Origin of the sequence: Pantoea sp. Tr-811, from assembly GCF_011752535.1 — a bacterium.
Taxonomy (GTDB): Bacteria; Pseudomonadota; Gammaproteobacteria; order Pseudomonadales; family Pseudomonadaceae; genus Aquipseudomonas.
Window position 1 is genome coordinate 53669 of record NZ_VWXJ01000007.1, and the last position, 14021, is coordinate 67689.

At 62.9% G+C, this 14021-nt stretch carries 14 protein-coding genes; 10 read left to right on the forward strand and 4 right to left on the reverse strand.

All coding sequences use genetic code 11. From position 1 onward, the window contains the following. Positions 1-54: 54 nt before the first annotated feature. Together rnhA and F3J44_RS12475 are read right to left on the reverse strand one after the other, a co-directional pair. On the reverse strand, positions 55-501 hold the full coding sequence (gene rnhA, locus F3J44_RS12470) for a ribonuclease HI (RefSeq protein ID WP_167067261.1): 447 nt from the start codon (positions 499-501) through the stop codon (positions 55-57). A gap of 13 nt (positions 502-514) precedes the next feature. After that, entirely contained in the window at positions 515-1288 is a 774-nt protein-coding gene (locus F3J44_RS12475) for a class I SAM-dependent methyltransferase (RefSeq protein WP_167067258.1), read from the reverse strand. An 85-nt stretch (positions 1289-1373) separates the two neighbouring features. Between F3J44_RS12475 and gloB the strand changes: the two genes are divergently transcribed. The 9 genes from gloB to F3J44_RS12520 all read left to right on the forward strand — a co-directional run bounded on the left by gloB (position 1374) and on the right by F3J44_RS12520 (position 12632). Next, a complete protein-coding gene (gloB, locus tag F3J44_RS12480; RefSeq protein ID WP_167067255.1) occupies positions 1374-2153 on the forward strand; it encodes a hydroxyacylglutathione hydrolase in 780 nt (259 codons plus the stop codon). 100 nt (positions 2154-2253) lie between these two features. Then, the gene (locus tag F3J44_RS12485) at positions 2254-3678 is read left to right on the forward strand and encodes a lytic transglycosylase domain-containing protein (RefSeq protein ID WP_167272758.1); all 1425 of its coding nucleotides are present in this window, start codon (positions 2254-2256) and stop codon (positions 3676-3678) included. 205 nt (positions 3679-3883) lie between these two features. Beyond that, positions 3884-5713 (forward strand): extracellular solute-binding protein, encoded by a 1830-nt coding sequence (locus F3J44_RS12490; protein WP_205299856.1) that lies wholly within the window; start codon positions 3884-3886, stop codon positions 5711-5713. Then, a complete protein-coding gene (locus F3J44_RS12495; protein ID WP_167067248.1) occupies positions 5710-7536 on the forward strand; it encodes an extracellular solute-binding protein in 1827 nt (608 codons plus the stop codon). The genes F3J44_RS12490 and F3J44_RS12495 overlap by 4 nt, the downstream gene beginning before the upstream one ends. Position 7537: 1 nt before the next feature. Further along, positions 7538-8611 carry a microcin C ABC transporter permease YejB gene (locus F3J44_RS12500; RefSeq protein ID WP_167067245.1) on the forward strand — a complete coding sequence of 358 codons (1074 nt, stop codon included), beginning with the start codon at positions 7538-7540 and terminating at the stop codon, positions 8609-8611. 1 nt (position 8612) lies between these two features. Further along, positions 8613-9632 carry an ABC transporter permease gene (locus F3J44_RS12505; RefSeq protein WP_167067242.1) on the forward strand — a complete coding sequence of 340 codons (1020 nt, stop codon included), beginning with the start codon at positions 8613-8615 and terminating at the stop codon, positions 9630-9632. Between the two features lies 1 nt (position 9633). Next, positions 9634-11235 (forward strand): ABC transporter ATP-binding protein, encoded by a 1602-nt coding sequence (locus F3J44_RS12510; RefSeq protein WP_167272761.1) that lies wholly within the window; start codon positions 9634-9636, stop codon positions 11233-11235. A gap of 357 nt (positions 11236-11592) precedes the next feature. Next, entirely contained in the window at positions 11593-12060 is a 468-nt protein-coding gene (locus tag F3J44_RS12515) for a helix-turn-helix domain-containing protein (protein ID WP_167272764.1), read from the forward strand. Next, positions 12057-12632, forward strand: a complete 576-nt coding sequence (locus F3J44_RS12520; RefSeq protein ID WP_167272767.1) for a PIN domain-containing protein — start codon at positions 12057-12059, stop codon at positions 12630-12632. Before F3J44_RS12515 ends, F3J44_RS12520 begins: the two co-directional genes overlap by 4 nt. A gap of 14 nt (positions 12633-12646) precedes the next feature. On the opposite strand, the gene F3J44_RS12525 is transcribed toward F3J44_RS12520, so the two are convergent. Both F3J44_RS12525 and F3J44_RS12530 read right to left on the reverse strand, forming a co-directional pair. Next, the gene (locus tag F3J44_RS12525; protein ID WP_167272770.1) at positions 12647-13027 is read right to left on the reverse strand and encodes a GFA family protein; all 381 of its coding nucleotides are present in this window, start codon (positions 13025-13027) and stop codon (positions 12647-12649) included. Beyond that, positions 13011-13460: a hypothetical protein gene (locus F3J44_RS12530; RefSeq protein ID WP_167272773.1), complete on the reverse strand. Its 450-nt coding sequence runs from the start codon at positions 13458-13460 to the stop codon at positions 13011-13013. Before F3J44_RS12530 ends, F3J44_RS12525 begins: the two co-directional genes overlap by 17 nt. Positions 13461-13545: 85 nt before the next feature. On the opposite strand from F3J44_RS12530, the gene F3J44_RS12535 reads away from it, so the two are divergent. Further along, complete coding sequence (locus F3J44_RS12535) at positions 13546-13920, forward strand: MerR family transcriptional regulator (RefSeq protein ID WP_167272776.1); 375 nt, start codon at positions 13546-13548, stop codon at positions 13918-13920. Positions 13921-14021: the final 101 nt, after the last annotated feature.

The following is a 14021-nucleotide window of genomic DNA, read 5'->3' on the forward strand; positions in this document are numbered from 1 at the left end:
CGGGGCGCTCCAACTTGCATCAGTTACAAAGGCGCTGAGTATACCCCAAGCGCATCAGCGCTTGGCGCGCACTTCCTCGACTCCACGGTTGGCCAACTGGTCGGCACGCTCGTTGCCCGGGTGGCCGATATGCCCGCGCACCCACTTCCAGGTGACCTTGTGGCGGTTGACCTGCTCGTCGAGCAGCTGCCACAGGTCGGCATTTTTCACCGGTTCCTTGGCGGCGGTCTTCCAGCCGCGCTTCTTCCAGTTGGCCATCCATTCGTTGATGCCCTTCATCACGTACTGCGAGTCGGTGGTCAGCACCACCTCGCACTCACGCTTGAGCGCCATCAGCCCCTGGATTGCGGCCATCAGTTCCATGCGGTTGTTGGTGGTTTCGCGCTCGCCGCCCCACAGTTCCTTCTCGACACCCTTGAAGACCAGCAGGACACCCCAGCCGCCTGGGCCGGGGTTGCCCTTGCAGGCGCCATCGGTATACATCTCGACGCTTTCGCTCATGTACCACTCATGTTCAGTGCTTTTCGGTATCCGGGTTGACGGCAGTGCGGTTGACCTTGGCCAACGGCAGGGGCAGCAGCTTGCCCATCGGTTCGCGGCGCACCTGGCGCAGCGGCCGCAGGCCGACCACCATCTTGCGCGCCACCAGCAGGTAGACCCCGCCGCCAGCACCTTGCCAGCCCCCCGCCACCCGCTCCCAGCCTGCCAGGCGTTGCTGCCAGGCCGGTGAAGTGAGCGGCGGACGATAGCACCCGAAGCGGCGTTTCTCCAGCGCGAAGCCCAGCAGGTTGAGCCAGTCGCCCACCCGCGAGGGCGAGATGCAGCGCGCCTTGCGCAGGGCCCCGTGGCTGAAGAAATGGCGCAGGCCCCAGCCGCTCCAGGGGTTGATGCCGACGATCAGGAGGTGCCCGCCGGGGCGCACCGCGCTGGCCGCCTCACGCAGCAAGCCGTGGGGTGACAGGCTGAAGTCCAGGCCATGCTGCAGCACCACCACGTCGGCGGCGTGCTCGCCCAGCGGCCAGGCCTGCTCCTCACACACGATTTCCACCCCTGGCAGCGGCGCGCCAAGGCGAACGTTGCGCTGCACCTGGGGCGCGCTGGGCGGGGCTTCGGCGCACGGGCCGTAGTGCACGAGGTAGCCGCCGAAGAAGCGCCCGAGCTCTTCTTCCAGCAGTTTTTCCTCCTCCTTGAGCATCAGCTGGCCGAGTGGGCCGTTGAACCACTCACGGGCCAGGCTGATCAGCTCGACCCAATCCGGGTCGGCCTGGGCAAAGGCTTGGTCGGTCATTGCGCTCTCCCTCGAAGGTTCATTCACCGCGCCATCGCGGCTAAGATGCCTTCATGTGCCACGCTAGGCGATACGGATCCGCACCATGATACAGATCGACGCTCTCCCCGCTTTCTCCGACAACTACATCTGGTTGTTACAGGATACTGCCAAACGCCGCTGCGCGGTTGTCGACCCGGGCGATGCCGGCCCGGTGGAAGCCTGGCTGGCGGCCCACCCGGGCTGGGCGCTGGAAACCATCCTGGTGACCCACCACCACAACGACCATGTCGGCGGCGTGGAACGCCTCAAGCACCTGAGCGGCGCACGGGTGCTGGGCCCGGCCCACGAGCGCATCCCAGGCCGCGACCAAGCCCTGGACGACGGCGACCGGGTCAACGTGCTGGGCGTCGATTTCCAGGTGCTGGCGGTGCCTGGGCACACCCTGGGGCACATTGCCTTCTACAGCGATCAACCCGCAACACCCGTGCTGTTCAGCGGCGATACCCTGTTCGCCGCCGGCTGCGGGCGCATGTTCGAAGGCACGCCCGAGCAGATGCAGCCGGCCCTCGCCCGCCTGGCCGCGCTGCCCGCGCACACCGAGGTGTACTGCGCCCACGAATACACCTTGAGCAACCTGCGCTTCGCCAAGGCGGTGGAGCCCTCTAACCCGCACGTCCTGCAGCGTTTCGAGGATGTTACCCGGCTGCGCGCCGACAATCGCATCACCTTGCCATCAACGATTGGCCTGGAGCGCCAGACCAACCCCTTCCTGCGTACTTCTGAAACATTAGTTAAACAAAAAGCAGACGAATGGAAGGGCCAGCCAAACGACTCGCAGGTCGCTGTTTTTGCTGCTTTGAGGTCTTGGAAAGACACCTTCTGATAACCTCAAGATATATCGCAGAGGGCTGACAACGGTTGACCCAGGCGGGTGCGGTTCCTAGAATCGCCGAAATTTTTTGCCCGGACACCCCTGCCCGCCGATGTCTTCCCGTAGCCGCAGAACCGCTCATTCAGTCGCCCTGACGCGCCTGGCCCAAATCAGTGCGCTGGCGCTGGCCGCCACCCTGGTGGGCTGCCAGAGCACCCGTCAGGTCGACGAAGCCGACAGCGTTCGCGCGCATACCTACCAGGCGCGGATCAAGCACAAGCCTTCGCCGCTGGCGGTGAAGCCGGCCGAACCGCCGCAGGACGTGTGGGAGCGCATGCGCCGGGGCTTTGCCCTGCAAGACAGCATCGACGTCAACCCGCGCATCGAGCAGCAGCGCCTGTGGTTCGCCAGCAACCCGTCATTCCTGGAAAATGCCGGCGAACGCGGCAGCCTCTACCTGCACTATATTGTCGAGCGCCTTGAAGAACGGGACATGCCGCTGGAGCTGGCGCTGCTGCCCGCCATCGAAAGTGCCTACAACCCAATGGCCTATTCGCGGGCAAGCGCGGCAGGGATGTGGCAGTTCATGCCCGCCACCGGCCGCCACTTCAACCTGCGGCAAACCAACTTCTACGATGGCCGTCGCGACATCACCGCCTCGACCAACGCCGCGCTGGACTACCTGACCCGCCTGCACGACATGTTCAACGGCGACTGGCTGCTGGCCCTGGCTGCCTACAACGCCGGTGAAGGCACCGTCAGCCGCGCCATGGAGCGCAATGAAAAGCTCGGCCTGCCGACCGATTACTGGAACCTGCCGCTGCCCCAGGAAACCCGCGACTACGTGCCCAAGCTGCTGGCCCTGTCGCAGGTGGTGTCCACGCCAGATGCCTACGGCGTGAACCTGACCCCAATTGCCAACGAGCCCTATTTCGAGGCGGTGGCCATCAACGACCGCCTCGATCTGACTCGCGTGGCGGCCTTTGCCAACATCGACGAAGACGAACTGCTGCAACTGAACCCGGCGTTCAAGAAGCGCATGACCGTGGATGGGCCCAAGCAACTGCTGGTGCCCACCGCCAAGGCGCAACTGCTGAGCAACAGCCTGTCCAACCTCAAGCCCGAGCAATTGGTGAGCCTGCAGCCGAACAAGGCCGTGTTCGCCGCTGCCGTGGCCGAAGGCAAGGCGCCGGCAGCGCGCAGCTACCGAGTCAAGCGTGGCGACAACCTGAGCAGCATTGCCCAGGCCAACCGGGTGTCGGTGAAGGACATCCAACGCTGGAACAAGCTGCCGGGCAACCGTGTCAAGGCTGGCCAGGTACTGGCCCTGCGCGGCGGCAATGCACCGAGCGCCGCCGGCAACCGCGTGGCGGCGGCGGGCAAGCGCTCCACCCAGTACAAGGTACGCAAGGGTGATTCGCTTTATCTTGTAGCCAAACGTTTCAACGTCGAGATGCAACACCTCAAGCGCTGGAACCCGCGCAGCGGCCATGCACTCAAGCCAGGCCAGACCCTGACCGTTTACCTGTCGCATTGATAGGCGCCCTGGGGCTGCCTTGCAGCCCATTCGCGGGACAAGCCCGCTCCTACAGAGGTTGAAGCTACCTGTAGGAGCGGGCTTGTCCCGCGAATGGGCCTGAAAAAACCTCACTCGACTTCCCCCAAAGCGCCTCTTTTTCCAACCCCACCAAGCTGTTACTGTACCCCGACCCAAGCCCAACGCCCCTGGATCGGATGCCGACTTGATACGTCCCCTCCTGCTGACCCTCAGCCTGGCCTTGAGCTTCCCCGCCGTCGCGATGGTGAGCGAAAGCCACGGATACGCGCAGTTCGGCACGCTCAAGTACCCAGCCACCTTCACCCACTTCGACTGGGTCAACCCGCAAGCGCCCAAGGGCGGCACCTTGCGGGCGATGGCGTTCGGCACCTTCGACACGCTCAACCCCTACACCTTCAAGGGCACCAGCCCCGTCACCACGCCGAACTTCCTGCAATACGGCGTCAGCGAGCTGAACGAAACGCTGATGGTCGGCACCGGCCAGTACGACCCCTCCGGTGATGAGCCCACCTCCAGCTACGGCCTGATTGCCCGCAGCGTGGAATACAGCGAGGACCGCAGCTGGGTGGTGTTCAACCTGCGCCCGGAAGCGCGCTGGCATGACGGCACGCCGATCACCGCCGCGGACGTTGCGTTCACCTACCGCACCTTGCTCAAGCAGGGCCACCCGATCTACCGCACCAACCTGCAGGAAGTGCAGCGCGTCGATGTGCTCGGCCCGCTGCGCATCCGCTTCGTGTTCAAACGCGCCGGCAACCCGCTGCTGATCCTGCGCCTGGGCGAGATGCCGGTACTGCCCAAGCATTACTGGCAGAAGCGCGACTTCGAGGCCACCACCTTCGAGCCGCCCCTGGGCAGCGGGCCGTACCGCATCACCCAGGTAGAGCCGGGCCGGCGCCTGGTGTTCGAGCGGGTGAAGAACTACTGGGGCAAGGACTTGCCGGTAAACCGCGGCAAGTACAACTTCAACCGCGTCGAATACGAGTTCTACCGCGATGCCACCGTGGCCTTCGAAGCCTTCAAGGCTGGCGAGTTCGACATCTACATCGAGCACCAGGCGAAGAACTGGGCCAATGGCTACAACTTCCCGGCCGTGCGCCGTGGCCAGGTGATCAAGGCGCAGATCCCGCACCAGATCCCCACGCAAACCCAGGGCCTGTTCATGAACAGCCGGCGGGCCACCTTCAGCGACCCCCGGGTACGCCAGGCGCTGGGCCTGATGCTCGACTTCGAGTGGACCAACCGGGCGCTGTTCAGCAGCGCCTACCGCCGCGCGACCAGCTATTACCCCAACAGCGAGTTCGCCGCCTCCGGCCTGCCCACCGGCAAGGAATGGCTGCTGCTGGCACCGTTTCGCGACCAGTTGCCCGACCAGCTGTTCACCCAGCCCTACCAGGTCAGCCACACCGACGGGCGCGGTATCGGCCGGCAAACCCTGCGCCAGGCCCTGGGCCTGCTCAACCAGGCCGGCTGGAAGCTCGACGGCCAGCGCCTGGTCGACGCCAAGGGCCAGCAACTGCGCCTGGAGCTGCTGCTGGTGAACCCCAGCCTCGAACGCATCCTGCAACCTTATGTCGAAAATCTGGCCAGCATCGGCATCGATGCGCGCTTGCGCACCGTGGACCGCGCCCAGTACAAACAACGCCTGGACCAATTCGACTTCGACATGATCCTGATGACCCTGAACCAGACGCTGAGCCCGGGCCTGGAGCAATGGCTGTACTTCCACTCAAGCCAGGCCGCCATCAAAGGCAGCAAGAACTATGCTGGGGTCAAGGACCCGGTGGTCGACCACCTGCTCGACACCTTGCTCGCCGCGCGCACCCGCGACGACCAGGTCGCCGCCGCCCGCGCCCTGGACCGCGTGCTTTCATGGCAGTACTACATGATCCCCAACTGGTACCTCGACAACCATCGCCTGGCCTACCGCAACCGGTTCGCCTTCGTCACCACGCCGCCCTACACCCTGGGGCTGAACAGCTGGTGGATAAAGCCTTCGGAGAAAGCCCAATGAAGCCAACGCATCGCCTGGCCTGCAGCCTGCTGTTCGCCTGCCTGAGCCTGCCCGCGCTGGCCGCGCCGCAACACGCGCTGACGCTCTATGACGAGCCACCGAAATACCCGGCCGACTTCAAGCACTTCGACTACGTGAACCCCGACGCGCCCAAGGGCGGCACCTTTCGCCAGTCCAGCTTCGGCGGCTTCGACAGCCTCAACCCGTTCATCAACAAGGGCGTCTCGGCCGACAACGTCAGCATCATCTACGACACCCTGATGCGCCAAAGCCAGGACGAGCCGTTCACCGAGTACGGCCTGGTCGCCGGCAAGATCGAAAAAGCCCCCGACAACAGCTGGGTGCGTTTCTACCTGCGCCCCGAAGCGCGCTTTCATGATGGCCACCCGATACGCGCCGAAGACGTGGTGTTCACCTTCAACGCCCTGATCAAGGACGGCGCGCCGCTGTACCGCCAATACTACGGCGATGTCGCCGAAGCGGTCGCTGAAGACCCGCTGCGGGTGCTGTTCAGGTTCAAGCACAAGAACAACCGCGAACTGCCGCTGATTCTTGGCCAACTGCCAGTGCTGCCCAAGCACTGGTATGAAAACCGCGAGTTCAACCGCGGCAACCTGGAAATCCCGTTGGGCAGCGGCCCGTACAAGGTGGCCGAGGTCAAGGCCGGGCGCACCATCCGCTACGAGCGGGTCAAGGACTACTGGGCCAAGGACCTGCCGATCAACCGCGGCTTCTACAACTTCGATGCCATGACCTTCGACTCCTACCGCGACACCGCCGTCGCCCTGGAAGCCTTGAAGGCCGGCGCTTTCGACTACGCCCTGGAAGTCAGCGCAAAGAATTGGGCCACCGCCTACAACGTGCCGGCGGTGCGCGAGGGCCGCCTGATCAAGGAAGAGTTGCCCAACGGCAACCCCACCGGCATGCAGGGCTTCGTCTTCAACATCCGCCGCCCCCTGTTCCAGGACGTGCGCGTGCGCGAGGCCCTGAGCCAGCTGCTGGACTACGAATGGACCAACAAGCAGCTGTTCAACGGCGCCTACACCCGTACCGGCAGCTATTTCGAAAACTCTGAAATGGCCGCCCACGGCCTGCCCAGCGCCAGCGAGCTGAAAATCCTCGAACCGCTGCGCGGCAAGATCCCCGAGCAGGCCTTCACCGAGGCCTTCCACAACCCGGTCAGCGACGCCAGCGGGATGATCCGCGAGCAACAGCGCAAGGCCTACAAGCTGCTGCAGGAAGCGGGCTGGAAAATCGTCGACGACAAGATGGTCGATGCCCAGGGCAAGCCGGTGGTGATCGAATTCCTGCTGGCGCAAACCGAGTTCGAGCGCATTCTGCTGCCGTTCAAGCGCAACCTCGCCGACCTTGGCATTGACCTGAACATTCGCCGCGTCGACGTTTCCCAGTACATCACCCGCCTGCGCTCGCGCGACTACGACATGATCGTCGGCGGCTTCGCCCAGTCCAACTCGCCCGGCAACGAGCAGCGTGAATACTGGAGCAGCGCCGCCGCCGACAACCCCGGCAGCCGCAACTTCATCGGCCTGCGCGATCCGGCCATCGACCAGTTGGTGGAAGAGCTGATCAACGCCGATTCACGCCAGAGCCTGATCGACCACTGCCGGGCGCTGGACCGCGTGCTGCTGTGGGGGTACTACGTGATCCCCAACTGGCACATCAAGACCTGGCGCGTGGCCTACTGGAACCACATCGGCCACCCGAAGGTGTCGCCCAAGTACGACGTCGGCATCGACACCTGGTGGATCAAGCCCGGTGTAACGCCGGCGGTCAGCCAACCGCCTGCGCAAGAGGCCCAATGACATGCTGGCCTATATCCTGCGCCGCCTGCTGCTGATCATCCCGACCCTGTTCGGCATCCTGATCATCAACTTCATCATCGTCCAGGCCGCCCCCGGCGGCCCGGTGGAACAGATGATCGCCAAGCTCGAAGGCTTCGAAGGCGCCACCAGCCGCATTGCCGGCGGCGGCGCCGAGGTTTCCGTGGCCGGCTCCAACTACCGTGGCGCACAAGGCCTGGACCCGGCGCTGATCGCCGAAATCGAGCACATGTACGGCTTCGACAAGTCGGCGCCCGAGCGGCTGTGGATCATGATCAAGAACTACGCCACGCTGGATTTCGGCGACAGCTTCTTTCGCGACGCCAAGGTCATCGACCTGATCGTCGAGAAGATGCCGGTGTCGATCTCGCTGGGGCTGTGGAGCACGCTGATCATGTACCTGGTGTCGATCCCCCTGGGCATCGCCAAGGCCGTGCGCCATGGCAGCCACTTCGACGTCTGGACCAGCTCGGCGATCATCGTCGGCTACGCCATTCCGGCGTTCCTGTTCGCCATCCTGCTGATCGTGCTGTTCGCCGGCGGCAGTTACTTCGACTGGTTCCCGCTGCGCGGCCTGACGTCAAACAACTTTGACGAGCTGTCCAACACCGGCAAGGTGCTGGATTACTTCTGGCACCTGGTGCTGCCCATCACCGCACTGGTGATCGGCAACTTCGCCACCATGACGCTGCTGACCAAGAACAGCTTCCTCGACGAGATCAACAAGCAGTACGTGGTAACCGCCAAGGCCAAGGGCCTGAGCCGGCCGCGGGTGCTGTACGGCCACGTGTTCCGCAACGCCATGCTGCTGGTGATCGCCGGTTTCCCTTCGGCCTTCATCGGCATCTTCTTCACAGGTTCGCTGCTGATCGAGGTGATTTTCAGCCTCGACGGCCTGGGCTTGATGAGTTTCGAGGCGGCCATCAACCGCGATTACCCGGTGGTCTTCGGCACCCTGTTCATCTTCACCCTGCTCGGGCTGGTGGTGAAACTGATCGGCGACCTGACCTACACCCTGGTCGATCCACGCATCGACTTCGCCAGCCGGGAGCACTGACATGGCCCTGTCCCCTCTCAACCGCCGGCGCTTCGAGCGCTTCAAGGCCAACCGCCGTGGCTGGTGGTCGCTGTGGCTGTTCCTGATCCTGTTCGGGCTGAGCCTGGGCGCGGAGCTGATCGCCAACGACAAGCCCATTGCCGTGCGCTACGAAGGTTCGTGGTACTTCCCGGCATTCAAGCGCTACCCGGAAACGGCCTTTGGCGGTGAATTCCCACTGGAAGCCAACTACAAAAGCCCCTACATCCGCGAGCTGCTGGCCAAGAAAGACAGCTTCGTGCTGTGGGCGCCGATCCCGTTCAGCTACCAGAGCATCAACTACGACCTGCGTGTGCCGGCCCCGGCGCCGCCCTCGGCGGACAACTGGCTGGGCACCGACGACCAGGGCCGCGATGTGCTGGCGCGGGTGATCTATGGTTTTCGCGTGTCGGTTCTGTTCGCCCTGACCCTCACCGTGCTCAGCTCCATCGTCGGCGTGATCGCCGGTGCCTTGCAGGGCTTCTACGGTGGCTGGGTAGACCTTGCCGGGCAGCGCTTCCTGGAAATCTGGTCGGGGCTGCCGGTGCTGTACCTGCTGATCATTCTCGCAAGCTTCGTGCAGCCCAACTTCTGGTGGCTGCTGGGGATCATGCTGCTGTTCTCGTGGATGAGCCTGGTGGACGTGGTGCGCGCCGAGTTCCTGCGCGGGCGCAACCTGGAATACGTGCGCGCCGCCCGCGCCCTGGGGATGCGCAATGGCGCGATCATGTACCGGCATATCCTGCCCAACGCCATGATCTCGACCATGACCTTCATGCCCTTCATCCTCACCGGTGCCATCGGCACCCTCACCGCACTGGATTTCCTGGGCTTCGGCCTGCCGCCAGGCGCCCCGTCGCTGGGCGAGCTGGTGGCCCAGGGCAAATCCAACCTGCAAGCCCCGTGGCTGGGCATCAGCGCCTTTGCCGTGCTGGCGATCATGCTGAGCCTGCTGGTGTTCATCGGCGAATCGGCCCGTGATGCCTTCGACCCGAGGAAGTGATATGAGCGAACAGAACCTGATCGAAGTGCGCGACCTGGCGGTGGAGTTCGTTACCGGCGAGCAGGTCAACCGGGTGGTCGACGGCATCAGCTTCGACATCCGCAAGGGCGAAACCCTGGCCCTGGTTGGCGAAAGCGGCTCGGGCAAGTCGGTGACCGCCCACTCGATCCTGCGCCTGCTACCCTACCCCCTGGCCCGCCACCCCAGCGGCAGCATCACTTATGAAGGCAAAGACCTGCTGCAGCAGAGCGAGAAGGCCATGCAGCGCATTCGCGGCAACCGCATCGCGATGATCTTCCAGGAACCGATGACCTCGCTGAACCCGCTGCACAGCATCGAGAAGCAGATCAACGAAATCCTGCTGCTGCACAAGGGCCTGACCGGCAAGCAAGCCACCGCGCGCAGCCTGGAGCTGCTGGAGCTGGTCGGCATTCCCGAGCCGCACAAGCGCCTGAAAGCGCTGCCCCATGAACTGTCCGGCGGGCAGCGCCAGCGAGTGATGATCGCCATGGCCCTGGCCAACGAGCCGGAGTTGCTGATTGCCGACGAGCCGACCACGGCGCTGGACGTGACCGTGCAGTTGAAAATCCTCGACCTGCTGAAAGCGTTGCAGGCGCGCCTGGGCATGGCGCTGCTGCTGATCAGCCACGACCTCAACCTGGTGCGGCGCATCGCCCATCGGGTCTGCGTGATGCAGCGCGGGCAGATCGTCGAGCAGGCCGACTGCGCCACGTTGTTCAGCGCGCCGCAACACCCGTACACGCAGATGCTGATCAATGCCGAGCCCAGCGGCTTGCCGGCGCATAACCCGGTGGGGGCGCCGCTGCTGGAGGTGAATGACCTGAAAGTATGGTTCCCGATCAAGAAAGGGCTACTGCGCAAGACGGTCGACCATGTGAAGGCGGTGGACGGCATCAACTTCAGCCTGCCCCAGGGGCAGACGCTGGGCATCGTCGGCGAGTCCGGCTCGGGCAAGTCGACCCTGGGCCTGGCGATTCTGCGGTTGATCTCCAGCCAGGGCGCCATCCGCTTCCACGGGCAGCAGCTCGAAGGGATGAACCAGAAGGAAGTGCGGCCGCTGCGGCGGGAAATGCAGGTCGTGTTCCAGGACCCCTTCGGCAGCCTGAGCCCGCGCATGTGTGTGGCGGACATCGTTGGCGAGGGGTTGCGGATTCACAAGATCGGCACGGTTCAAGAGCAAGAGGCAGCGATTATTGCGGCGCTGGAGGAAGTAGGGTTGGACCCGCGCACCCGCCACCGCTACCCGCATGAGTTTTCCGGTGGCCAGCGCCAGCGCATCGCCATTGCCCGGGCATTGGTGTTGAAGCCGGCACTGATTCTGCTGGATGAACCCACCTCGGCGCTGGACCGCACGGTGCAGCGGCAGGTGGTGGAGTTGTTGCGCAACCTGCAGGCCAAGTACAACCTCACCTACCTCTTCATCAGCCACGACCTGGCGGTGGTCAAGGCGTTGAGCCACCAGCTGATGGTAATCAAGCATGGGCATGTGGTGGAGCAAGGGGATGCGCGGGAAGTCTTCCATGCGCCGCAGCATGCTTATACAAAGCAACTGCTGGAGGCAGCGTTTTTGCGGGACGTTTGAAGCATCAAGAATCAGATTTAACGGCTGGTTTGTAGTCCATTTCCCAAAGATGCTCTGGGCGCTCTTTTTCCGTTGCGGCTGTCTGGGTGGAGACCTAGTCTCGGACCTTGCCCTGATGCTCAGGTGATGTAATGCCTGTTCCGGCCCTTTCGCGGGACAAGTCAGGTCGCCGCACCGCCGCTCCACAGGGGATCGCGTCCGTCTGTAGGAGCGGCGGTGCAGCGATCCGACTTGCCCCCGCGAAGAAATCACCGCACTGTTTCGTTTATTGCGATTTTCGAATATTTCGAATATAACTCCAGCTAGGCTGCTGCTGAGCGCATCAGCACTTCCCTTGATACCGTTCTGGAGACACCCATGCCCACTACCGACTTTTCTCGCAACATGATCCCCGATGAGAAAGAGATTGCTGCGGCTGTCGAATCGAGCCGAACGCTAGCCGCCTTCCTCTCGACCCAATCAGGAACCCAACGGATTGAGCTGTTCAATGAGGAGAACCAGCGCCAAATCGTTGAGGTACCCACTTTTGCGCTGCGTTTGTTCGGTGAAATCCTGAGTGAGTTGGCGCTGGGCAACGCTGTCAAAGTCGTTCCCATTCACGCCGAGCTGACCACCCAGGAGGCCGCAGACCTGCTGAACGTGTCTCGCCCGCACCTGGTAAAGCTTCTGGATGAAGCGGTGATTCCTCACACCAAGACGGGCCGCCATCGTCGAGTCAAATTCTCTGACCTGGTTACCTATAAAGACAAGCGCGACGAAATCAGTCGCTCCGCGATGGACGCGCTGGCCGCACAAGCTCAGGACTTGAGAATGGGTTACGAATGAAGCACTCGCCCTTCACAGCCTTTTATGACGCCAACGTACTGTATCCAGCCCCCCTGCGCGACTTCCTCATGAACCTCGCACTGACTGGCATTTACCGCGCTCGCTGGTCAGCGAAGATTCATGAGGAATGGAAACGCAATCTCTTGCTCAATCGAACAGACCTGACCCGCTCCCAGGTGGATCGCACATCAGAACTGATGGATGCAGCGGTCCCTGACGCACTCGTCACGGATTACGAAGCGCTGGTCAACGGGCTCGACCTACCAGATGAGGACGACCGCCATGTGCTCGCAGCAGCAATCAAATGCAACGCCTCAGTGATCGTCACCTTCAACCTCAAGGACTTTCCCCCTTCCACACTTGGCAATTTCGACATCGAGCCTCTGCACCCGGATGACTTCATCGCTGATTTGTGGGATCTGGATAAAGCGGCAGTTCTTGAAGCCGCTCAGCGCCAGCGGCAATCCCTGAGAAAACCGCCCCATGGCGTGCAGGAGTACCTGAATAAGCTGCTTCAGCAGAAGTTGCCCGAAACGGTCAAATTGCTTTCAGAATTCAAGTTCCTTCTTTAAGCAACTTTGGCCATCTACGCATGCGCGTACCAGGGTGCCCTGGAATCCGTGTGAACATGCGCCTGCTTACCGGGCTTGAACGCCGTATCCAGCGTCCCCAGCGCGATGGATATCCAATCTGAATAATCTCCCTGCGACCGCGACCAGAACAGGTTCGACCCACACCGTGAACAGAACTCACGCCGCACCGCATCCGAAGACGCATAGACGCTGATCGCATCCGCCCCACTGACCACCTGCAACGCCGACCGGGGCACGCTGCCATAACTGGCAAACGCCGCACCATGGCCTTTGCGGCATTGGCTGCAATGGCAATGGCTCACCGCCTTCGGCGCGCAAAGCAACGTGTAGCGCACCGCGCCACACAGGCAACTTCCCTCATACACCTGCGTCATGGTTCAACCCTTCCTGGGAAACCGCCAAGCTTACCCGCGACGGCTTGACCGGCGCCAACTGCACGATCGCCCAAGCCACCTCAAGTACTAGAAAAGCCCACAACAAACCAGACGCCCCGTGCAACAGGGCATACCACTGCCAACTGGCAAACAGCACCCTCCCCACCGCGTCGTAGCGCCCGAACCGCTGCAGCGGATGGCGTATCCTCAACCAGGCCCAAACGCACACGATCGACCCCATCAGGTTGGCCATCAGCATATGCGTCGGGCCGAACGCCGGAATCTGCCCGTGCAAGCCCCAGGTGGCGTGCAGCGTGCCGAGCGCGTCGTGCAACAGGGCGAAGGTCCACGGCGTGGCAAAGCCTGCCGTGACGATCAGGTCGTAAAGGCCGCTGGCACGGACCAGCTTGCGGTATTGGGCCCTGCTCCACATGGTGATTGCTCCTCTGGTTTCAATGAAGCGAGCAGGCTAAAGCCTGGGGTATGCTCCAAGGTCAAGCCCGTACAAGGAGAAAACCGTGCGAATTGGTGAATTGGCCCAGGCCTGCGAAGTAAGCCGCGACACCTTGCGCTTCTATGAGGAGCGCGGGTTGATCCAGGCGCGGCGCCTGGCCAATGGTTATCGCGACTACCCGCAGGAGACGGTGCAGTTGGTAGGGTTTATTCGCACGGCGCAGCAGCTGGGGTTCAGCCTGGGGGAAATTGGTAGCAACGTGGCTCAATTGTGGCAGGCAGAAGCCCCCGATCAGGCGGTGGAAGGGTTGCTGCGCGACAAGCTGGCGCTGGTGGAACAGCGGGTGGAGGCATTACTGCAACTGCGCGCCGTGTTGCTGCAACGCCTGCAGATGGCCTGCCCATTACGCCCCGCCCCCAACCCCAACCCCAACCTGTAGGAGCGAGCAAAGCTCGCGATGCGATGTCACCCCCAAGCCAACTAATCATCAAAAAATCTGATCACGATCATCTTTCATCATCAGTTAAATCGGGAATAAAG